The sequence below is a fragment of the Candidatus Megaera polyxenophila genome, from assembly GCF_029982035.1.
In the GTDB taxonomy this organism is placed as follows: domain Bacteria; phylum Pseudomonadota; class Alphaproteobacteria; order Rickettsiales; family Rickettsiaceae; genus Megaera; species Megaera polyxenophila.
On record NZ_CP104166.1, the window covers coordinates 77,331 to 99,560 of the forward strand.

The 22,230-nt window shown below is 33.4% G+C and carries 22 protein-coding genes and 3 pseudogenes; 14 read left to right on the forward strand and 11 right to left on the reverse strand.

The genetic code is table 11. The features are described 5' to 3' along the window. The first annotated feature begins 1 nt into the window (after window position 1). The 5 genes and pseudogenes from N3Z16_RS00375 (at window position 2) to N3Z16_RS00395 (ending at window position 3,255) form a co-directional block, all read left to right on the forward strand. A complete protein-coding gene (locus N3Z16_RS00375) occupies window positions 2–835 on the forward strand; it encodes an IS3 family transposase (protein ID WP_282486300.1) in 834 nt (277 codons plus the stop codon). Continuing rightward, on the forward strand, window positions 814–1,005 hold the full coding sequence (locus N3Z16_RS00380; RefSeq protein WP_282486301.1) for a winged helix-turn-helix domain-containing protein: 192 nt from the start codon (window positions 814–816) through the stop codon (window positions 1,003–1,005). Before N3Z16_RS00375 ends, N3Z16_RS00380 begins: the two co-directional genes overlap by 22 nt. A gap of 2 nt (window positions 1,006–1,007) precedes the next feature. After that, a complete protein-coding gene (locus tag N3Z16_RS00385; protein ID WP_282486990.1) occupies window positions 1,008–1,505 on the forward strand; it encodes an IS630 family transposase in 498 nt (165 codons plus the stop codon). 294 nt (window positions 1,506–1,799) lie between these two features. Further along, window positions 1,800–1,931, forward strand: a complete 132-nt coding sequence (locus N3Z16_RS00390) for a hypothetical protein (protein WP_282486222.1) — start codon at window positions 1,800–1,802, stop codon at window positions 1,929–1,931. Window positions 1,932–2,125: 194 nt separating this feature from the next. Beyond that, window positions 2,126–3,255, forward strand: a pseudogene (locus N3Z16_RS00395) (IS91 family transposase). 48 nt (window positions 3,256–3,303) lie between these two features. Here the strand turns inward: N3Z16_RS00395 and N3Z16_RS00400 are convergent. Both N3Z16_RS00400 and N3Z16_RS00405 read right to left on the reverse strand, forming a co-directional pair. Next, complete coding sequence (locus tag N3Z16_RS00400) at window positions 3,304–4,191, reverse strand: IS982 family transposase (protein ID WP_341850347.1); 888 nt, start codon at window positions 4,189–4,191, stop codon at window positions 3,304–3,306. A 268-nt stretch (window positions 4,192–4,459) separates the two neighbouring features. Then, window positions 4,460–4,936, reverse strand: coding sequence for a sodium:solute symporter family transporter (locus N3Z16_RS00405; protein ID WP_282486303.1), 477 nt, complete (start codon window positions 4,934–4,936; stop codon window positions 4,460–4,462). A gap of 272 nt (window positions 4,937–5,208) precedes the next feature. Here N3Z16_RS00405 and N3Z16_RS00410 point away from each other — a divergent pair, with 272 nt between their 5' ends. Then, window positions 5,209–6,099, forward strand: a complete 891-nt coding sequence (locus tag N3Z16_RS00410) for an IS982 family transposase (protein WP_341850339.1) — start codon at window positions 5,209–5,211, stop codon at window positions 6,097–6,099. On the opposite strand, the gene dacB is transcribed toward N3Z16_RS00410, so the two are convergent. Continuing rightward, window positions 6,078–7,460 carry a D-alanyl-D-alanine carboxypeptidase/D-alanyl-D-alanine endopeptidase gene (dacB, locus tag N3Z16_RS00415; RefSeq protein ID WP_282486304.1) on the reverse strand — a complete coding sequence of 461 codons (1,383 nt, stop codon included), beginning with the start codon at window positions 7,458–7,460 and terminating at the stop codon, window positions 6,078–6,080. The genes N3Z16_RS00410 and dacB overlap by 22 nt on opposite strands. 91 nt (window positions 7,461–7,551) lie before the next feature. On the opposite strand from dacB, the gene N3Z16_RS00420 reads away from it, so the two are divergent. Next, a complete protein-coding gene (locus tag N3Z16_RS00420) occupies window positions 7,552–7,944 on the forward strand; it encodes a VOC family protein (protein WP_282486305.1) in 393 nt (130 codons plus the stop codon). Between the two features lie 127 nt (window positions 7,945–8,071). Here N3Z16_RS00420 and hemC read toward each other — a convergent pair whose 3' ends face one another. From hemC to N3Z16_RS00450, 6 genes are all read right to left on the reverse strand, one after another. After that, entirely contained in the window at window positions 8,072–8,971 is a 900-nt protein-coding gene (gene hemC / locus N3Z16_RS00425) for a hydroxymethylbilane synthase (protein ID WP_223938963.1), read from the reverse strand. After that, window positions 8,972–9,880 carry a S66 peptidase family protein gene (locus N3Z16_RS00430; RefSeq protein WP_282486306.1) on the reverse strand — a complete coding sequence of 303 codons (909 nt, stop codon included), beginning with the start codon at window positions 9,878–9,880 and terminating at the stop codon, window positions 8,972–8,974. Between the two features lie 12 nt (window positions 9,881–9,892). After that, the gene (gene hpf / locus N3Z16_RS00435; protein ID WP_282486307.1) at window positions 9,893–10,477 is read right to left on the reverse strand and encodes a ribosome hibernation-promoting factor, HPF/YfiA family; all 585 of its coding nucleotides are present in this window, start codon (window positions 10,475–10,477) and stop codon (window positions 9,893–9,895) included. A 55-nt stretch (window positions 10,478–10,532) separates the two neighbouring features. Next, window positions 10,533–11,021, reverse strand: coding sequence for a GyrI-like domain-containing protein (locus tag N3Z16_RS00440; RefSeq protein WP_282486308.1), 489 nt, complete (start codon window positions 11,019–11,021; stop codon window positions 10,533–10,535). A 92-nt stretch (window positions 11,022–11,113) separates the two neighbouring features. Next, window positions 11,114–11,455, reverse strand: coding sequence for a hypothetical protein (locus tag N3Z16_RS00445; protein ID WP_223938967.1), 342 nt, complete (start codon window positions 11,453–11,455; stop codon window positions 11,114–11,116). Between the two features lie 195 nt (window positions 11,456–11,650). Then, a complete protein-coding gene (locus N3Z16_RS00450; RefSeq protein WP_282486309.1) occupies window positions 11,651–13,258 on the reverse strand; it encodes a hypothetical protein in 1,608 nt (535 codons plus the stop codon). Window positions 13,259–13,439: 181 nt separating this feature from the next. Between N3Z16_RS00450 and N3Z16_RS00455 the strand changes: the two genes are divergently transcribed. Further along, a complete protein-coding gene (locus N3Z16_RS00455; protein ID WP_282486222.1) occupies window positions 13,440–13,571 on the forward strand; it encodes a hypothetical protein in 132 nt (43 codons plus the stop codon). 195 nt (window positions 13,572–13,766) lie between these two features. Then, window positions 13,767–14,896, forward strand: a pseudogene (locus N3Z16_RS00460) (IS91 family transposase). A gap of 586 nt (window positions 14,897–15,482) precedes the next feature. Here the strand turns inward: N3Z16_RS00460 and N3Z16_RS00465 are convergent. Continuing rightward, window positions 15,483–16,612, reverse strand: a pseudogene (locus N3Z16_RS00465) (IS91 family transposase). A gap of 195 nt (window positions 16,613–16,807) precedes the next feature. Beyond that, window positions 16,808–16,939, reverse strand: coding sequence for a hypothetical protein (locus N3Z16_RS00470; protein WP_282486222.1), 132 nt, complete (start codon window positions 16,937–16,939; stop codon window positions 16,808–16,810). Window positions 16,940–17,109: 170 nt separating this feature from the next. Between N3Z16_RS00470 and N3Z16_RS00475 the strand changes: the two genes are divergently transcribed. The 5 genes from N3Z16_RS00475 to tolB all read left to right on the forward strand — a co-directional run bounded on the left by N3Z16_RS00475 (window position 17,110) and on the right by tolB (window position 22,027). After that, on the forward strand, window positions 17,110–18,357 hold the full coding sequence (locus N3Z16_RS00475) for a polyhydroxyalkanoate depolymerase (protein ID WP_282486316.1): 1,248 nt from the start codon (window positions 17,110–17,112) through the stop codon (window positions 18,355–18,357). A gap of 57 nt (window positions 18,358–18,414) precedes the next feature. After that, window positions 18,415–19,155, forward strand: a complete 741-nt coding sequence (gene tolQ, locus N3Z16_RS00480; protein ID WP_282486317.1) for a protein TolQ — start codon at window positions 18,415–18,417, stop codon at window positions 19,153–19,155. A gap of 2 nt (window positions 19,156–19,157) precedes the next feature. Continuing rightward, window positions 19,158–19,586, forward strand: a complete 429-nt coding sequence (gene tolR, locus N3Z16_RS00485) for a protein TolR (RefSeq protein WP_282486319.1) — start codon at window positions 19,158–19,160, stop codon at window positions 19,584–19,586. Further along, entirely contained in the window at window positions 19,587–20,567 is a 981-nt protein-coding gene (locus N3Z16_RS00490) for a cell envelope integrity protein TolA (protein WP_282486320.1), read from the forward strand. It abuts the gene before it with no gap. Between the two features lie 128 nt (window positions 20,568–20,695). After that, entirely contained in the window at window positions 20,696–22,027 is a 1,332-nt protein-coding gene (gene tolB, locus N3Z16_RS00495; protein ID WP_282486322.1) for a Tol-Pal system beta propeller repeat protein TolB, read from the forward strand. Window positions 22,028–22,230 lie beyond the last annotated feature (203 nt).

Below are 22,230 nucleotides of genomic sequence, written 5' to 3' on the forward strand. Positions count from 1 at the left end.
TATGATTGATAATAATTGTATAAATCTAAGCATTGTTAGGCAATGCGATCTACTTTTAATTAATAAATCTACTTATTATTACAAGGCAAAAGGAATAACTACAAGAGACTTAGAAATAATGAAAGTAATTGATGAAATCTATACAGAGCATCCGTATTTCGGGGCCAGAAGAATGTCCAAGCATCTTGTACCGTTTGGAATTGTTATTGGTCGCAAAGCGGTAAGTCGTTATTACGGAATAATGTCAATAGAAGCCATTTATCCTAAAATGAATTTAAGCAAGCGCAACCAAGCTCATAAGGTATATCCTTATCTTTTAAAAGGCGTTGAAATTACTAAGACAAATCAGGTATGGAGCACCGATATAACTTATATTAGAATGGCACAAGGATTTGTATATCTATTAACCCACCAATTAAATACCCGACATAACTATTGCCAAGAAGGAAGGAATTTGTATAATGCAATAATGTCAAAAAGTGAAGATTTTAGGAAATTATCAATAAGCGCACAAGCGTCGATGAGAAAGATTGCTCTAAAACTAGTAAAAAGAGGAGAGAGTCAATCGTCGGTAGGTGAATTAATAGGAGTGAGTCGCCAGACAGTAAATGAATGGGTAAGGAGGGAAAAGAGAGGCGACAAGTACGCAATTAGTGGGAAGTTAAGAGGTAGAAAGATAGGAGAGAAAAGGCTTATAACCGAAGATCAAAGTAAAATAATACAAGGGTACGTAAATATCTCTAGACCAGAAGATCACAATATCAAATCAGCATTATGGTCAAGAAAATCAGTTAATGCACTCATCAAAAAACATTGTGGATTTTTTCTTCCCTAAGTACAATAGGCGAATATTTAAGAAGATGGGGGTATACTGCACAAAAGCCAAAGAAGTTAGCATATGAGCAGCAACCCAAAAGGGTTCAATTTTGGTTAGATGAAGAATATCCGTCAATAGCCAAGCAAGCAGAATATGAAAGGCAGAAATACATTGGTGCGACGAAGTAGGGATAAAACAAGAGTGTCAGGTATTACAAAGCTATTCTTTAAAAGGAAAAACCCCTGTTGTGATTCATAAATCGAAGAGATTTAGTATAAACATGATATCCACTGTTACAAATAACGGTAAGCTAAGGTTTATGCTGTACGAAGAGACACTAAAAACAAATGTATTTATAGAATTTTTACGGAGGTTGGTAAAATACTCCAAGAAAAAAATCTTCTTAATCCTAGATAATCTCAAGGTTCATCATAGCAAAAAAGTACAAATATGGACTCGGAAACATAAAAAGAAAATTTCTTTATTTTTTCTGCCTCCGTATACTCCGCAACATAATCCGGATGAATATTTAAACAACGATTTAAAAAGAAATGTAAATAGGAAACATATACCTCTTACAAAATCTGAACTCCAAGGGAATTTAAAATCTTACCTAAGGACTCTGCAAAATAACCCAGAACATATCAAAAGATTATTTCAGGCGAAAGAAGTAAAATATGCCGCCTAAGTCGGGTATTTAGTTGGTGGGTTAATACATTAAAAGAAACCGTAGATTTTGCCGATGCTAAACGTAGAATGGAAATAACTTTACAAAAAGATTTAACAAACGAAATATTAAAGAACAATTATCTTTACCAACAAAAGGGCAACAAGATAAGCCACCTATCGGTGGCAGCTTAAAAGAAGATACTCTTGACCGATAAATATTTATGGAGGATTATAATACTGGTATTTGATTTGTTTTAACTTGAGTTATAAAGACTGAATGTTAGACATACATAAGATAATATATAATTGAGTTATGAGTAACTTGCACTCTGAGCAGCATTTGGTCAATGAATTAGCGGTAAAAACTCTTAAGGCCATTTCTAAAGAGCAAGCAATTCCTTACAGCAGGATCAAAAGATTTTTTCCGAAGGAGATAAGGAAATAGCCAAGGCTTTCTGGATAATGTTGCGAAAAATATCTCCCAATCATAAGTTAATTCTGTTTACTATTGCCCTGATTGTAAAGAATTTGATTTAGAACGCAAAGGAAGAAAGATTCCTTGGTAAGAAAACATTAACTATAAGTAATTTATGGAAATAGTCGGTAAAGGAATATCTATAAAACATATTTTTCTAGACCGTGGTAATTGGTCTCGATTTCGCTAAAAAATACGGCAAGCTAAGATACGGCATTATTTTCAACGTCACTAAAGTTATATCGTGTGGAACGAAATATTTAGGATTTAAACGTTATAGCTGCCGTGATTGTAACCGCAATAAATCGGTAGCATTCAGCTGTAAAGGTAGGTTTTGTTCTCGTTGTGGTAAGAAACAAACGGATCAATGGGTGAGTAAGGCTAGCAATGTTCTACCAAAAACACGATGGCAGCACATTACATTTACAATGCCGGACTCTTTATGGCCGATATTTTGGCTCAATCGTGATCTGTTTGGATTGATTTCCGGTATTGCAGCAGGAATTATTAAGGAGATAGCTACAAAGAAAAATCTTGTGGTTGGTATATTTACTGCCTTACACACTTTCGGTAGAGATTTAAAACGCAATGTTCATATCCATTTATCGGTTACTTGCGGCGGTATAAATAGCAAAGGCAAGTGGCAAAAATTATTTTTTCCTGCCGAACCTATTAAAAAAATGTGGAGACATAGAGTCCTTGAGTTATTTCGCTTTCAATATATCTCAAGTAATTTGAAGTTGCCGTCCGCATATCAAAATGCTGAGAATTTTAATAACTGGATGAGTAGTTTATACGAAATCAGTTGGTATGTTTATTTACAAAAACCATCGGATGATCATAAACGCAACATAGAATATTTAGGGCGGTATATAAAACGCCCCCTATTTCCGAGACAAGAATAGAAAATTACGACGGAAAGCAGGTAACGTTTAAATTTCTTGATCACTATAATAATACAATTGATCGCATAACTATGCCCGTGATGCAGTTCATAGCTAGTCTGATTATGCATATACCAGATCGTTATTTTCGAATGATTAGGTATTACGGTTTTTTATCTAATAGAACTAGGGGCGTACAATTACCTATCGTATATAAGGCAATTAATCAAATCGTTCATAAGAAAACTAAGCTCATTAGTTGGAGATTAATGATTTGGTTGAATTTTAAAATAGATCCTCTGTTTTGCTATAATTGCAATAAATGTATGAATCTGCGGCAAGTTTATTACGGTTTATCTCCGCCATTGTTATTAATAAGAATCAATGAATTATTATCAACGCCTAGATAACATCATTATGGCGAACACTTCTTTCACGTCTTAGCCACATAATTTACCTCAGTTCGGGATAAGCGCGTAGTTTAGAGATAAATCAAAACTATAATTTATTGAAGGTTTATTTTTTTTAAAGCAATATGATATAAACGTGGATAGTATATGCACAAAGGCATTGATTGGTGATCTATGTCTCGTGTGTTCAAGGTTCATTTTATTTTTTAAATAATCAAATACAGTTTCAATTATATTTCGTTTGCGTAGTAAGATTTTTTCGTTTAAATCCATTAATTTATTTGGCATATTCTTTTTAATTCCATGCACCATTTTCAATCCTCTTTCATATAAATTAATGAATAGATTTTGCTTAATATAACCTTTGTCGGCGTATATAAAACCAGTTAAATCCGTTGTTAGATCAAGCACAGGAACTCTATCATCTACGTTTCCCTTAGTCATTTTTAGCGCGATAAATTCACCTTTTTCGTTGATCACTAAATGTAATTTAAACCCATAAAAAAAGCCCATAGATGATTTGCCTTGCTTGGCAAGCCCAGCAAATGTTTTATTCCTATAGCGTCTTTTATTGTGGCAGATTTTGATTGCGGTAGTATCCATAAAATATGTGCCAGTTTCTTCGCCAAATAACATATGCAAAAGTATATTAAACGGTAAAAATAATCTAGACATTAGTTCTACAAAACGGTTATAACTTAAGGCATTCGGAAAATCGTTTTGGATATACTCTATACAAGTTTTGTAAAAATATTTAAAGTTCTTTGCATGAGACGTATGATACATTACCATGATCGTCATAATCTCGCTCAAGCTCATACTACATAAGCGATTTCGCTGTTTATTGCCAGGTAATAATTGCTTTTTTTCGTAACCAGAGTAAATTTGGCAAAAATCATCTATAAAGCTGTACAATTCCGTGATATCTTTTTTCATGCCTGTGGTTGCCATTTTTTGTTAAAAAAGAGCTTTATCACAGGCATCACCATCTTGCAACCCTTGTATCTACTATATATTTATGCAATCCTTATCCCGAACTGGGGTAATTTGTAAAACTGAACCTATTTTTAGATAGATTCTGGCAGAGATTTTTATAAAAGTGTTGATAATTTCTAATATTGTGGCTTGTAACTACATTTTATTAAACGAATTTTCAAAGTTTTGATTAACAATTTTTCTGGTTACAAATTTTGAAATTCCTATACTATAAAATAATCCCGTATAAACTATTAATATTTAAGATATACTCAAAAACACTTCCGGCTATTTTTAATTGTACTGCTATTAATCCACTAACAAATATAAACCCTGATATACTAGTGACAATTCTAACTTTTTGCCCGTATATATCATTCATTGCCTCAGCAATGGAAAGTTTCCCCAAAAATTCGCTCATACGGGGAATAAAAAAATAACCTACTATAAAGAAACACACCACTTCAAATAAAACAGGAATAAAATAATATAACCCTGTTTTATAGGTTTCTATCAGTATGTTAGCAAAAAATGAGCCAGAAACCCACGTAGCAACGAGAGTTGAAACTAATACAGCAGTAGAAAAGTTTCTATCACCTATGGCATACTGGGTTATTGAGGTAATGCCTTTACTTGATTTTAGACCAAGAATTACATTAAGAATTAAAAATGAAAAAAATATTATATGATCGATAGTCCAAGCCATAAAACAAACAGAATTTGATAATTTCTTTTTTTACTTAACCCATTAAGAGTATTGCTTTATCTTATAATATTCTCAATCGGCATAAATTTATGCTACCTACAGTAGCATTTCTTTATCAGCTTTACAACCTATTTTCTTAAGCCAGTTTGAAATAGACCTAAAATACCCCAGTTCGGGATAAGGATTGCATAAATATATAGTAGATACAAGGGTTGCAAGATGGTGATGCCTGTGATAAAGCTCTTTTTTAACAAAAAATGGCAACCACAGGCATGAAAAAAGATATCACGGAATTGTACAGCTTTATAGATGATTTTTGCCAAATTTACTCTGGTTACGAAAAAAAGCAATTATTACCTGGCAATAAACAGCGAAATCGCTTATGTAGTATGAGCTTGAGCGAGATTATGACGATCATGGTAATGTATCATACGTCTCATGCAAAGAACTTTAAATATTTTTACAAAACTTGTATAGAGTATATCCACAAAAACGATTTTCCGAATGCCTTAAGTTATAACCGTTTTGTAGAACTAATGTCTAGATTATTTTTACCGTTTAATATACTTTTGCATATGTTATTTGGCGAAGAAACTGGCACATATTTTATGGATACTACCGCAATCAAAATCTGCCACAATAAAAGACGCTATAGGAATAAAACATTTGCTGGGCTTGCCAAGCAAGGCAAATCATCTATGGGCTTTTTTTATGGGTTTAAATTACATTTAGTGATCAACGAAAAAGGTGAATTTATCGCGCTAAAAATGACTAAGGGAAACGTAGATGATAGAGTTCCTGTGCTTGATCTAACAACGGATTTAACTGGTTTTATATACGCCGACAAAGGTTATATTAAGCAAAATCTATTCATTAATTTATATGAAAGAGGATTGAAAATGGTGCATGGAATTAAAAAGAATATGCCAAATAAATTAATGGATTTAAACGAAAAAATCTTACTACGCAAACGAAATATAATTGAAACTGTATTTGATTATTTAAAAAATAAAATGAACCTTGAACACACGAGACATAGATCACCAATCAATGCCTTTGTGCATATACTATCCACGTTTATATCATATTGCTTTAAAAAAAATAAACCTTCAATAAATTATAGTTTTGATTTATCTCTAAACTACGCGCTTATCCCGAACTGAGGTAAAATACTATCTTCTAATTTAATATATTTATTGGTATCTCCGTATATGTTATTGATTACTATAACAAAACTGTGTAATTCTCCTTTAGTATTATAAAAATATCCTAAGAGACTTACCACACCTGTTAAACGACCGGTTTTTGCATATAGCTTAAGATCTTTTGAATATCTATTTTTTAAAGTACCTTCCTCCCCCGGAGTAGCAAGCATTGATAAAATTTCAGGAAAATTTGGTTTTTTAGCTATCACCTGCAGTATTTCATCTATTTGAGAAACAGTTAAAACATTAACTCTTGAAATACCAGAGCCATCTTCAATCAAAGAATCAGTTATATCTACTCCAGTATGTTTTTGCACCAGCTTTTTAAGTAACCTCCCGGCATCACGCCACTCCATTTGCCTATCACCTATTTCATTTATCATTTCTTTACTTGTACTACTTGCTTCAGCTAATAGATAGTCAGTAACAAAATTATCCGATTTTTTCATAGCTTGACTTGCAATTGCAAAAAAATGGTTCTTCTTCATTGCTATTACTTCAGAAGTTTTAACAGGTATAGATGGCAATATCTTGCCCTTTAAATTGATACCATGTTTTTGTAAAAGAAGTTTTAATACCAACCTTACATTATTCAAATTATCATTAGTAACAGCTCCTATTGTTAATAACTTAGTTGACTTATTTAATGTCCCAGAAATTATATATTTATTAGTATCAATACTGGTATATATTAAATCTATATTACTATCGGAAGTAGTAACTAACTTATTTTCTATTTTATAAGGTACAAGCTGAGTATCTGATACCTCGACTTTTTGGCCAATTTCCGTAGGTAAAACATTAACCTTTGCGCAATTTTTGTTAATATGCAATCTAGTAATCGGGCCAGTATTACAATAAACTGTATCACTTACGGTTTTCGTACGTATTAATGGAGGAAGTAGAAATTCTTTATTAATAATATAAAAATTACCTTTTATAGAGCTTATATTTTTACTTTTTAAAGACAAAACTAATACATCCAAATCATCAGTGGTAAACTCTGGATCATGAATATCTAAATAATAATCATTACCAATCTTTGAAATTGCACTATCAAATTTGTAATCACCGCCCAATTCTTCAAGAAGTGTGGTTAGAGTAATAAATTTTAAACCACTGGCAAAAGTAAAATAACGATTAACATTTTTCTCATGAATAATATTATTCTTATCAAGATTCCTTATTCTAAAACCGATATTTATATTCGAATCAGTTTCATTAATTAAATTTTCTACCTTTTCAGCAATATTGTCGGCAAAAACGGGAAATAAAAATGATAATATTATTATTAATAATGCTGTTTTTGAATTGATCATGAAATTAAGTTATAAAATGTATGAAAACGCTTGCTGGATCTAAATATAATATTTAGTATATACCATTAATAAGTCTCATTTTAAAGATTACATGAAGTTTGGATATACAATTATTTACGTTAAAGACATTAAACAAACAGTAGATTTCTACCAAAGAGCTTTTGGTTTATCTTTGAAATTTTATGCAGAAAGTGGTAAATATGCTGAACTATCTACGGGAGAAACAATTCTATCCTTTGTAGCGGAAGATTTTATCCAGGAACATGACGTGGAATTTGTCACCAATCGAGCAGACAATGTTTCGCCAGGTTTTCAAATTAGCTTTATTACCGAAAATGTTGCGGAAGCTTATGAAAAAGCCATCAAAGAAGGGGCTTCTAAAATTTCACCACCTAAACAAGTACCATGGGGACAAATAGTTTCTCAGGTCAAAGATAATAATGGCATTGTAGTGGAGATAGGCAGTCCTATAGGGGGTTATTAGCACCATATACGTCCTTACACCGAGCTTCTTTCGGTATTACTATCATACCTCTTTAGTGTTAAGTCCATGTTACCTTCAGGAAAAACATTTTAAAATAATTTTTCTCATTATTGTACACACTCTAATTTTAATATTTCTTTGCCTCTATAATTTCGGCCGCCTTAATGGCTATTTCTTTTCCACAAATTTTATCGCCGGTTTCTGTGTGGAATTCTAAGCAATTCCCCTCAAAATCCCCATACATATATCGTGCTTTAATTATTGATTCATCAATATATTCCGCATGGGCAGCAATCGGAGTTTTACAGCTCGCATCAAAGTACACAAGAAATTCTCTTTCCGCCTGACTCAAATACCAGCTAGGCAAGTGATTAATTTCTTTGCAAATATCAGCCATTTTCTGATCATCAGACCTTTTTTCAATAGCAATAGTTCCTTGTCCAGCAGATGGAATCATCGTATCAACAGTCAAAGGAAAACAATGTTTTTCATCAAATATCCCTAACCTCTTAAGCCCTCCACACGCAAGTATTATTGCATCCGGAGCATTATCACTGGAAAGCTTATCAAGCCTAGTCTGGATGTTACCTCTACACGGGATAATCTTAAGGTCAGGGCGGATTTTTTGGAGAATTACTTTCCTCCTCACAGAAGAAGTACCAATTATAGCTCCGTTAGGTAATTCATTTAATGATTTATATTTGTATGAAACCAGGCAATCTCTGGGATCTTCTCTCTCTAAAACTGCAGCTATCTCTAGCCCTACAGGTAATATTCCTGGAACATCTTTAAGCGAATGAATTGCTAAATCCACCTCTCCTGTAAGTAATTTTTCTTCTAATTCCTTTAAAAATAAAGCCTTCCCCCCGATATCGTATAAATTTTTATCAGTTATTCTATCGCCTGTAGTTATTACTGGCACTATTTCGCAGTTTATATGAGGAAAAAAATTTTTTAATTTTTTGATAACTAAATCTGTTTGAATCACAGCTAATCTACTTCTTCTTGTTGCGATTCTTATTAACATCTAAATTAATCCAAACGGGCTTTTGACTGTCAAATTACGATTCCTTATTTCTGCATCACCACCAATAATTATCGGATAATTACTCTCTAGATGCCCTATTCCTTGCGTTGTAAAAGCTGGGATGGTTAAATGTTCACTACAAAAATTTTTTATTGAAGGGATAATCTTATCATCAGAGTTAGCAAAATCGCCAAAAATCAAAGCTTTTGCACCGGAAAAAAGCCCTGCATTTTTCATTTGTAATAAATAACGATGAACATGATAGCCTTTTTCATTGACGTCTTCTAGAAAAACTATTTTATCATTTGTATCGATAGTAAGTGTAGAGCCTATCAAATGACAAATAACCGCAAGATTCCCGCCGGTAATTTTAGAAGTAATAACGGCATTATTTGCTTGCTCATTTAAAGGATCAAGGACAAATTTTATCTCATGAGAGGATAATACCGAAATAATAGAATTAAGCATGTTAGCTTGTTTATCGATAAGAGCAGTTAAAACAGACCCGTGAATTGCTGGCATTTTAAATTTTTGCCAAAATAACAATAGCAAAACTGTTATATCACTAAATCCAATGATAATTTTAGGTCGGATTTCATCCGCTTTTAAAGCTAAAACATCAAAAACTATTTCTGACGCACCATATCCTCCACGAAAAGCCCAAATAATCTTGACCTTAGGATCAAATAGCGCACTTCTAAACTCATGAATGCGCTGTTTTTTAGAAGAGGAAAAATAATCTAGGCTTGCATTTCTCGATAAAATATTCTTATCATATTTACATTTAAACCCGTGAGATTCAAGTAAATTGACCCCTACCATCAGTTTTTCTTTGCCATTTGGGCAACCTGAAGAAGGAGCAATAATTGCTACTTCATCCTCTTTTCTATTAAATATTATCTCTTTCATTTAAAATGGAAGTTAAAACGAATCTACCCAGGAAATATTACCGTCTTTGCGATAATAAACTACATTAATCCTATCAGTTTTAACGTTTCTAAACATTAAAGCTGGTAAATCCTCGAGATCCATTTTCATCACCGCTTGGCCTACTGATAATTTTAAAATGTTTGTTGCCTTTTCAGCGACAATGACTGGATTATCAAAATCTATTTCTTTTGTTTCATCATCCTCATCATCAATTTTAGTGGGTGAAATTACGTATTTAGTACTATCGGGACTAATTTCCGAGACTTTCATCTTACTTGAATGATCCTTTAATTTGGATTTATATTTTCTAAGCTGCTTTTCAACTTTACTGAGCGCTGCATCAAAAGCAAAATAAACATCATCGGAGGAAGCACTACTTTTAATAACCACATGCCTCCCTGTTCCGTCATTTACAACAATATCGCAGAAAAACTCATGGTTTTGCTTGTTAAAATGCACGGTTGCACTAGGCGCATGATCAAAATATTTATTTATCGAGCTGGTCACTCTCTCTTTTACATACTCCTGCAGAGATGAGCCGATAGATAGATGTTGACCAGAAACTGAAACTTGCATACTAACTCCTCCTTTATGAATTATTTTTAGTTTAGTTAGAATAGTAACTTCTTTATTATTTAACTCCCACGTAGATGTCAAGCACCGTTTTACTTGGATCTAAAGCACGCTTATCATAAACCTCAAAATCAGCCAGATATGCTCTTTTACCTCCTAATTCTCCAGATTTCATTTTCCAGATATTTTGCCACATATCAATACATACCTCTGGCATAATTCCAGGCTTGCTTGTGAACTTTGCATAATTTTGAGCCGGTATAATAATAGAAGAGAATCCTTCCATTGAATCGCCCCCAACCTTTACTTCTTCACCGATGAAATAAGTATAATCACCGGTAAAATCACTTTCATAATCCGTATAAACACAATAAGTTGTGCCTGGATTTTTTCTATTAGGAATTTCTTCTCCTACTGCTTGCCGAAAATATTTTTGTATAGTAGGAGCAATTTTAGCACTTGATATATTCATTTCTGCTGTATTGTTAGTGCGGCACAAAATACCGAGTAGCTTTATTTCCGGTAACTCGGTGACAGTTTTTTGCATATTTTGTTTTTATAATTTACGATTGTTATAAAATAAAATGTAGCAGTAATCTAATGTAAATTCAATACAGGAATTCAGGCAAAAACTCTTAATTACCCGGCCATTTTCTTTATTAATTGTTTTTTATTATAGGTTGATACCGTTTTAGGTAGTTTTTTATTAAATTCTAGCTTTTTATGGTTTAACTTTATTGCTTCCTTAGTTATTTTCACTACAAAACTAGGTTCTATTCCTGCAATATAGCATATTTTCTGAAAATAATCGCTATTGCTAAATATCCATTTTTTTGCATCGGTTTCTAGTGTTTTAGCTCTAGGAGCATCAGAAATGTTAGTGGCATCTATTATGGCCTGCGTAATTATAGCTTTATATAAAATTATTTCCGGGGATGAATTATACTCTTTTAAACGCTCAAAAGGGGCTTGGAATTTCATTACATGATACATATTAATTTACTCAATTTATTTCAATTTAAATATATTTAGGCTACTTAATTAATCTCATTCGCAAACAGATGAAATTAAATTATTAACAGAGATACTAACGTCGTTAATAATTTATTATTAATATAACAACTTTTTTGCTCTAACTAAGCTTTCTTTTAGTTTAAAAACAAAAAATAGTTTTTTTTATGAAATAGCCTCCTCCTGAGATAGCCTTTGTCCTGTCAAACAAAACATGAAGTCTTCTATTACCTCAGGACCGCAGTTAGCATACTTTTGAGTTTCTAATGTTAATTGCTTGGTATCTAATCGATATTCTCTGAATATCTGTGCTAAGGCAGATGGTATCTGCTGGTTTTCTGGATCAATATAGTAAAGCATAGTACCGCTTTCCTGCTTTGTAAACATTAACCCGGCAGCATGCTTGTTAAATAAGTTCAAAGGAGCAAGTATCACCGGTGCATTTATTGCACTTAATTCTACTAATAACTTATCCATATTATTATTACTACTATCTATAAATGAATAATTATTACTTACTACCTTGACATCGGCTATTCCGGCATCCTTTATCCGCAATTTTAATATGGAATTAATAGCATCTAGTGTATATTTACCAAAATAGTGGTGTATTCCGTTGATATTCTCATGTCCGTTTATATCATTACCGGCTAGAGCAGGTTCATCAGTAACACTCTTTAGTATTCCCTTGGGCATAATATTTCCAAGCTTTTCTGCAAAAACTTTAACATCATTGGTAATCTGCATAGTAGGTGATTCAAATAATCCGCTCTTACTTACTTTCCCACTAATACTTTCAGATACGTACTGAGCCACTTTGCGCAGGATTTTTAAACTCTTTGTCGTACTTCCAAATCCAAATGAAAGTATATCCAATAAATGATCAGATTCTTCCTGCTGCGATAAAACAACCTTCGTAATATCAAAAATACCAGTATCTATTAAATCATTTGAAGTAGGAACTGACTTCTTGGTAAAACTGAATTTTAAGGCACTGCTAGCAAATAAACCGGCAACTTGGCCTATTGCCGATCTAGTTGTTGGACTATTTACACTAACAATAGGTAATTCATCTAATCTGTAAAAAGAATCTTCACCTAAATTCCTTATTTGAGCTAGTTCCTCATCATGGATTTTGAATCCCGAGCTATTAACTCCTTTTGTTAATTCACTTAAATTACCCTTGCTGCTTATGCATATATCTGCATTCCTGGTATTATTGATAAATTCAATTAAACCATTTACATGGTGCAATTGTAATTGTAATACGGCATATTGTGATTCCATATGCTTTAACATACAATTCTTGCCGTTGTTATTTAAGTCTTTTTTAAGTAACAATATTTGATGGAAATCTTCTGAATCAATTATGCTTTCCAAGAATTTTATTCTTTGATTTAATACTCTTTGGGTATCCTCAAGATATTCTTTGGCCTTTTCTTTATATCCATTATCATAATCTTTGCTATCTATGATACCATTCGCCAATTGCTCTAGTCTGTTTCTTTGCCAGCTGCTAATCATGATTTCAAAATGTTTCATGCTTGCAAGTAATCCAGGGTCATCATTTATGCACTCCTGATTTAAAACACCTTTTGCTCTGTCATATAGTTTGTATCCTATTTCTTCTATTGATAAAATAGAATCAATATATCTAGTTGCAAAATATGGGTTAAAAAACTGATGCTCATAATCTTTAACACTAGCTGCTGCCTCCCTTAACCTATCAAATACTTGCCTAATCTTAACAGGATCTCGCTCATCAAATGCCAAGGCCCACTGTAGCCTTAAATCTTCTAGGACAAGATAAGCCACCTATCGGTGGCAGCTTAAAAGAAGATACTCTTGACCGATAAATATTTATGGAGGATTATAATACTGGTATTTGATTTGTTTTAACTTGAGTTATAAAGACTGAATGTTAGACATACATAAGATAATATATAATTGAGTTATGAGTAACTTGCACTCTGAGCAGCATTTGGTCAATGAATTAGCGGTAAAAACTCTTAAGGCCATTTCTAAAGAGCAAGCAATTCCTTACAGCAGGATCAAAAGATTTTTTCCGAAGGAGATAAGGAAATAGCCAAGGCTTTCTGGATAATGTTGCGAAAAATATCTCCCAATCATAAGTATAATTCTGTTTACTATTGCCCTGATTGTAAAGAATTTGATTTAGAACGCAAAGGAAGAAAGATTCCTTGGTAAGAAAACATTAACTATAAGTAATTTATGGAAATAGTCGGTAAAGGAATATCTATAAAACATATTTTTCTAGACCGTGGTAATTGGTCTCGATTTCGCTAAAAAATACGGCAAGCTAAGATACGGCATTATTTTCAACGTCACTAAAGTTATATCGTGTGGAACGAAATATTTAGGATTTAAACGTTATAGCTGCCGTGATTGTAACCGCAATAAATCGGTAGCATTCAGCTGTAAAGGTAGGTTTTGTTCTCGTTGTGGTAAGAAACAAACGGATCAATGGGTGAGTAAGGCTAGCAATGTTCTACCAAAAACACGATGGCAGCACATTACATTTACAATGCCGGACTCTTTATGGCCGATATTTTGGCTCAATCGTGATCTGTTTGGATTGATTTCCGGTATTGCAGCAGGAATTATTAAGGAGATAGCTACAAAGAAAAATCTTGTGGTTGGTATATTTACTGCCTTACACACTTTCGGTAGAGATTTAAAACGCAATGTTCATATCCATTTATCGGTTACTTGCGGCGGTATAAATAGCAAAGGCAAGTGGCAAAAATTATTTTTTCCTGCCGAACCTATTAAAAAAATGTGGAGACATAGAGTCCTTGAGTTATTTCGCTTTCAATATATCTCAAGTAATTTGAAGTTGCCGTCCGCATATCAAAATGCTGAGAATTTTAATAACTGGATGAGTAGTTTATACGAAATCAGTTGGTATGTTTATTTACAAAAACCATCGGATGATCATAAACGCAACATAGAATATTTAGGGCGGTATATAAAACGCCCCCTATTTCCGAGACAAGAATAGAAAATTACGACGGAAAGCAGGTAACGTTTAAATTTCTTGATCACTATAATAATACAATTGATCGCATAACTATGCCCGTGATGCAGTTCATAGCTAGTCTGATTATGCATATACCAGATCGTTATTTTCGAATGATTAGGTATTACGGTTTTTTATCTAATAGAACTAGGGGCGTACAATTACCTATCGTATATAAGGCAATTAATCAAATCGTTCATAAGAAAACTAAGCTCATTAGTTGGAGATTAATGATTTGGTTGAATTTTAAAATAGATCCTCTGTTTTGCTATAATTGCAATAAATGTATGAATCTGCGGCAAGTTTATTACGGTTTATCTCCGCCATTGTTATTAATAAGAATCAATGAATTATTATCAACGCCTAGATAACATCATTATGGCGAACACTTCTTTCACGTCTTAGCCACATAATTTGTAAAACTGAACCTATTTTTAGATAGATTCTGGCAGAGATTTTTATAAAAGTGTTGATAATTTCTAATATTGTGGCTTGTAACTACATTTTATTAAACGAATTTTCAAAGTTTTGATTAACAATTTTTCTGGTTACAAATTTTGAAATTCCTATACTATAAAATATTAGTAAACCCTGGGTTAATTAAAAGCAAAATCAGTAGACAAATTAAAATTAAAAAAGAATAACGCAAATCTCAAAAGACATAACTTAAGACTAATTATACCAGTTACAAACTAGATTAAACAACAATAGCGGTAACTAATATGGTATGATCAATATTTAAATGATTAATTAATAGTATAGGAATTTCAAAATTTGTAACCAGAAAAATTGTTAATCAAAACTTTGAAAATTCGTTTAATAAAATGTAGTTACAAGCCACAATATTAGAAATTATCAACACTTTTATAAAAATCTCTGCCAGAATCTATCTAAAAATAGGTTCAGTTTTACAAATTATGTGGCTAAGACGTGAAAGAAGTGTTCGCCATAATGATGTTATCTAGGCGTTGATAATAATTCATTGATTCTTATTAATAACAATGGCGGAGATAAACCGTAATAAACTTGCCGCAGATTCATACATTTATTGCAATTATAGCAAAACAGAGGATCTATTTTAAAATTCAACCAAATCATTAATCTCCAACTAATGAGCTTAGTTTTCTTATGAACGATTTGATTAATTGCCTTATATACGATAGGTAATTGTACGCCCCTAGTTCTATTAGATAAAAAACCGTAATACCTAATCATTCGAAAATAACGATCTGGTATATGCATAATCAGACTAGCTATGAACTGCATCACGGGCATAGTTATGCGATCAATTGTATTATTATAGTGATCAAGAAATTTAAACGTTACCTGCTTTCCGTCGTAATTTTCTATTCTTGTCTCGGAAATAGGGGGCGTTTTATATACCGCCCTAAATATTCTATGTTGCGTTTATGATCATCCGATGGTTTTTGTAAATAAACATACCAACTGATTTCGTATAAACTACTCATCCAGTTATTAAAATTCTCAGCATTTTGATATGCGGACGGCAACTTCAAATTACTTGAGATATATTGAAAGCGAAATAACTCAAGGACTCTATGTCTCCACATTTTTTTAATAGGTTCGGCAGGAAAAAATAATTTTTGCCACTTGCCTTTGCTATTTATACCGCCGCAAGTAACCGATAAATGGATATGAACATTGCGTTTTAAATCTCTACCGAAAGTGTGTAAGGCAGTAAATATACCAACCACAAGATTTTTCTTTGTAGCTATCTCCTTAATAATTCCTGCTGCAATACCGGAAATCAATCCAAACAGATCACGATTGAGCCAAAATATCGGCCATAAAGAGTCCGGCATTGTAAATGTAATGTGCTGCCATCGTGTTTTTGGTAGAACATTGCTAGCCTTACTCACCCATTGATCCGTTTGTTTCTTACCACAACGAGAACAAAACCTACCTTTACAGCTGAATGCTACCGATTTATTGCGGTTACAATCACGGCAGCTATAACGTTTAAATCCTAAATATTTCGTTCCACACGATATAACTTTAGTGACGTTGAAAATAATGCCGTATCTTAGCTTGCCGTATTTTTTAGCGAAATCGAGACCAATTACCACGGTCTAGAAAAATATGTTTTATAGATATTCCTTTACCGACTATTTCCATAAATTACTTATAGTTAATGTTTTCTTACCAAGGAATCTTTCTTCCTTTGCGTTCTAAATCAAATTCTTTACAATCAGGGCAATAGTAAACAGAATTATACTTATGATTGGGAGATATTTTTCGCAACATTATCCAGAAAGCCTTGGCTATTTCCTTATCTCCTTCGGAAAAAATCTTTTGATCCTGCTGTAAGGAATTGCTTGCTCTTTAGAAATGGCCTTAAGAGTTTTTACCGCTAATTCATTGACCAAATGCTGCTCAGAGTGCAAGTTACTCATAACTCAATTATATATTATCTTATGTATGTCTAACATTCAGTCTTTATAACTCAAGTTAAAACAAATCAAATACCAGTATTATAATCCTCCATAAATATTTATCGGTCAAGAGTATCTTCTTTTAAGCTGCCACCGATAGGTGGCTTATCTTGTTCTTTAAGAGGCCTGTTATGCATTTTTTTTCACCCGACTCAAGTGATTTATACAGTTTTATTGAAGCCGCAAAAATGAATTTCTCCCCTATTCGCTCGTCGTTAATATCGATCCAAAACTTATTTGAGGATTCTTGCAACCCTGCTTATCATAACTATTTCAGTTTGGTAACGAGAGCAAGTCTGGAAATGGCAGAGAGAATAACCCGAGATTACAAAAAACCACAATTTGGTATTACTGACTGTGAGATTGATGGTAAAACTCAACCCATCAAAAAAAATATTGTACTAAAAGGTTCATTTTGCCATTTACTACATTTTGAAAAAACAAACTATAACAAGCAGCAGCCAAAACTGCTTATTGTAGCACCTATGTCCGGTCATCATTCCACTTTACTTCGTGAAACTGTTCAGGATACACTACCGTATTTTGATGTATACATTACCGACTGGATTGATGCCAAGCAAATACCTATAACAGACGGCAGTTTCGATCTGGATGATTTTATAGATTATATAATAAATTATATTAAGTTTTTGGGGTATAACATCCATGTTATGGCTGTTTGCCAGCCAACTGTTCCTGTTTTGGCAGCAACAGCCATGATGTCCGAAGATAATCCGTCCAGAGTCCCTAAATCCATGATTTTAATTGGAGGGCCAATAGATGCAAGAAAAAACCCTACTCAACCAAATAGTTTTGCAACAGACAAAAGCCTGGTTTGGTTTGATAGGGTATTAGTTACTAACGTACCAGAAAACTATCCAGGGTATAGAAGAAGAGTTTATCCAGGGTTCTTCCAACTTGCCAGCTTTATTAGCATGAATCTTGAAAGGCACACAAATTCTCACATAGAGCTATTTAATGATTTAGTAAACCAGAATACTGAAAAAGCTGAAAAGAATAAAAAATTCTATAATGAATATTTATCAGTTATGGATTTACCGGCTGAGTTTTACCTGCAGACTATTAAGGAAGTATTTCATGATTTTTCTCTAGCAAAAGGAAAGCTCGTTTCACGCGGAAGAAAGGTAAATTTAGATTTTATAACCAACTCCGCTCTTATGGGTATAGAAGGAGAAAACGACGACATAGCGGCAGTAGGTCAAACAAAAGCAGCTCTTAGCCTCTGTAAAAATATCCCAGACAGTAAAAAATCCTATCATTTGCAAAAAGGGGTTGGGCATTATGGGTCATTTAGTGGCAGCAAGTTTAAAGCTGGTATAGTTCCAAAAATAAAAGAATTTGTTTACGCCAACGACTAAAAAGTATATGCTGTGCATTAGTTTTAATAAGATTTAAGATAGGTATTATTACATAAAATGAATGCATCATCTACAGCCGAAAACCTAGACCATGTTGTCTCAACCGCAAATAATGCAGATTTGTCTATAATTAACTTGATTCTTTCTGCAGACCTAGTCGGTAAGTTAGTAATAATTATATTAGTACTTGCTTCAATTTGGTCGTGGGGAATTATTGTGAATAAACTTAAAAGTTTTTCCGGTATAAGATCAAAAATGTCCGATTTTGAAAATTTATTTTGGTCAGGGCAAGTGCTAGATGATCTTTATGAACAAGTAAAAAAATCTATGGATAATCCATTATCCTGCGTATTTGTAAACGCTTTAAATGAGTGCAAAAAACATAAATCTATAAGCTCAGTTAAATCAGATTCTTTAAAAATCGGTTATAAAGAAAGAGTCATCCAGGCAATGTACTTAGCCAAAAACAGGGAAATGGAACGTCTAGAAAGCAAGCTAAATTTTCTTGCGACAGTCGGCTCTGCAGCTCCTTTTATTGGATTATTCGGTACTGTATGGGGTATAATGCATAGTTTCCAGTCAATTGCTGCCTCAAAAAATACTACCTTAGCAGTAGTAGCCCCAGGTATAGCAGAAGCACTCCTAGCTACTGCTATCGGCCTTTTTGCTGCTATTCCCGCCGTTATATTTTATAATTTTCTAGCCTCCTCAGTAGATAATATCCATAACAGGGTAGATGATTTCATAGGCGAATTAACAGCACTACTTACCAGAGCAATTGATGAAGAAAAAATGTAATTATGGCAATAAATATTTCTAAAAACAATAGCAGACGGGGAAGAGGCAGGTTAATGAGTGAAATAAACGTTACCCCCATGGTAGACGTTATGCTTGTTCTTCTAATTATTTTTATGGTTACTTCCCCTATGCTCGTAGCAGGGGTAGAAGTAGATTTACCTGAGACTAAATCGAGTCCGATATCCGGTCAGGACACACCTTTGGTTATAACCGTTAACAAAGAAGGAGATATATTTATTACGGAAACAAAAACCCCATTTTCGGAACTTGTGACCAAACTTAAAAATATTACTAAAGAAAAAAAAGACACAAGAATCTTTGTTAAGGGAGATAGAAACGTTTCTTACGGTAAGATTGTTGAAACGATGGCTGAAATACATAATGCAGGCTTTACCAAAGTTGCATTAATCTCGGATATAAAACACAAGTAAATGAAGAATCAAGAGCAAAAAGCTTTTCAAAAGGATCTGATCATTTCTCTGGTATTACACTTAATTTTTATTGGAGTATTTATTTACGGCCTACCTTCAATATTTAAGAAAGTACCGGACCAACAGAACGTTATAACTTTTGAAATGTTGACGGTATCGGATATCACTAACGTAAGAGACCAAGGCGTTAAAACACCTGAACCGAAAGAAATTAAAAAATCTCAGAAAATTGAGAAATCTGCTGCCTCACCAAAAGAAAATTTAGAGCAAAAAGAAGAAACTCCAAAACAGGAAGAGCCAAAACCGGTAGAAAAGAAGCCGGAAACTCCAAAAGAAGAGAAAACCACACCTTTAAAAGAAGCTGAAATCGTGCCGGAGAAAAAAAAGGAAGAAGAAGCCCCGAAAAAAGAAGAGCCAAAACCGGTAGAAAAGAAGCCGGAAACTCCAAAAGAAGAAGATAAAAAGAAGCCAGCACCGATAATAAAAAAAGAGGTTAAGCAACCGCAAGCCAAAAAAGAAGAAACTGCTAAAAAAGCGCCTAAAAAACAAGAAGACGTAATTGATTCATTACTAGCAAACCTTGAAAAAGAATCGGAGGGTACTGAACGAAGGTCTCCGAATAGAACTCCTCCAAGCCCACCAAATGAAGGTAAGTTTGCAAAAGGTAATAACGCTGATGAAGAATCACCTTTGTCAATTACAGAAGAAATGCTTATAAAACAGCAAATTATCAAGCATTGGGATAAACCTGCCGGAATTGAGGGTATAGAAGTAATATTTCATGTAAGGTTAGATATAGAAGGCAACGTAACCATAATCCAAGTAAGTGGATTAACAGGAGACAAACAGCTACAAGTTCTTGTTGAAGAAACTGGTCGAAGAGCAGTAAAAAAAGCTAGCCCGATAAAGAATTTGCGTCCCGAGCGTTATAATGTTTGGAAAGAATTTAAGTTACGTTTTAACCCAAGTAGCATGATGTGATAAAGATGTTATGAGTACTTATATTTACTTATCTGGCTATAATATAAGGCCTTTGCATAAAGGTTTACTTAAGCAAAATCTTATAGTAAGTTATACAGCAAAATTTTATTATCTTTAGGAGATAAAATATGATCAAAACTTTTCGGAATTTAATTTGTTTGGCTATATTTTTCGCCATCCCTAATATTTTTGCTATAACAACCATAGACATAACAGAGGGCAATATTGACCCTATACCAATTGCCATAAATGAATTTTCTGGTCATAATCACGCTGATGTAAAAAGCGCCGAGAATATAGTAAAAGTTATTAAAAACGATCTACATAATTGCGGGGTATTTCGCCCTATTTCTAATGCCGCATTTATAGAAAATAAAATAGGTGTAAGTCATAAACCTTTATTTGCCGCCTGGCAGCAAATAAATGCGAACTTACTAGTTAACGGTGAGGTTCAAAGGCTTGACTCCGGTAAGATAAAGGTAAAATTTATTCTCTGGGATACCATACTTGAAACTCAATTAGTATCTGAAACGTTAGAGCTTTCTGAAGCAATTTGGCGCAGAGGTGCTCATAAAATTGCTGATAAAATATATAAAAAAATAACTGGCTATGATGGTTATTTTGATACCAGAATTGTTTATGTATCGGAAAAAGGTGCTTATACTAAAAGAATAAAAAGAATAGCGATAATGGATCAGGATGGCGAGAATCATCGATATCTTACTGATGGTTCAACTCTTGTTTTAACACCTCGATTCTCTCCGGACGGCAGGAAAATATTATATTTATCGTACAAAAATAGAATTCCTCAGGTCTTTATGCTTGACTTAGCAAGTGGTAAAAGTTCTTTGCTTGGTAATTTTCCAGGAATGTCATTTGCTCCCCATTTTGCACCTGATGGGAGAACTGCTCTGATTTCAATTGCTCAAAATGGTAGAACTCATATATATGAAATTGATTTAGCTACTAAAAAGAAGACTCAGCTAACCCAAGGTGCTAGTATTTTTACTTCTCCTAACTATTCTCCTGACGGGAAAGAAATATTATTCCAGTCTGATAAAGACGGATCGCGGCAATTATATATTATGGATAGGAACGGTTCAAATATCAGAAGGATCAGTAGCAGCGGATCTTATGCAGAACCGACATGGTCTATTAATGATTATATAGCTTTTACCAAGGTAAGTAGAGATTTTGGCTTTACTATAGGAGTCATGAAGTATAGCCCAACATCTACCTATAGTAATGAGCGTTTGATTGCCAGCGGTTATCTCGTAGAAAGCCCAAGCTGGGCGCCAAACGGCCGGGTAATATTATTTACAAAAGGAAGTAAACCAAGCGCTCATAAAACAAGTGGTTTAAGTAGGTTACATACAATTGATTTTACCGGTTATAATGAAAGGGTGTTACCAACACCTTATGACGCTTCTGATCCTGATTGGTCAAAACCAAGATCATAGGAGCTGCTTTTAACTGGCAATTATTTGGCTATATTTTAGAGTGGGGGATATGCTATTACTATAAAACGTAGAAAGGTATATTTATAAATAATGCTAATTAAATACACTTTCTCTAGAATATGATGGTTTTAGCGCAATCCATACTATCTGTTTCGTAAATTACCTTCACTAACAATAATTTGCTTAAACTTTGCAATAAATTA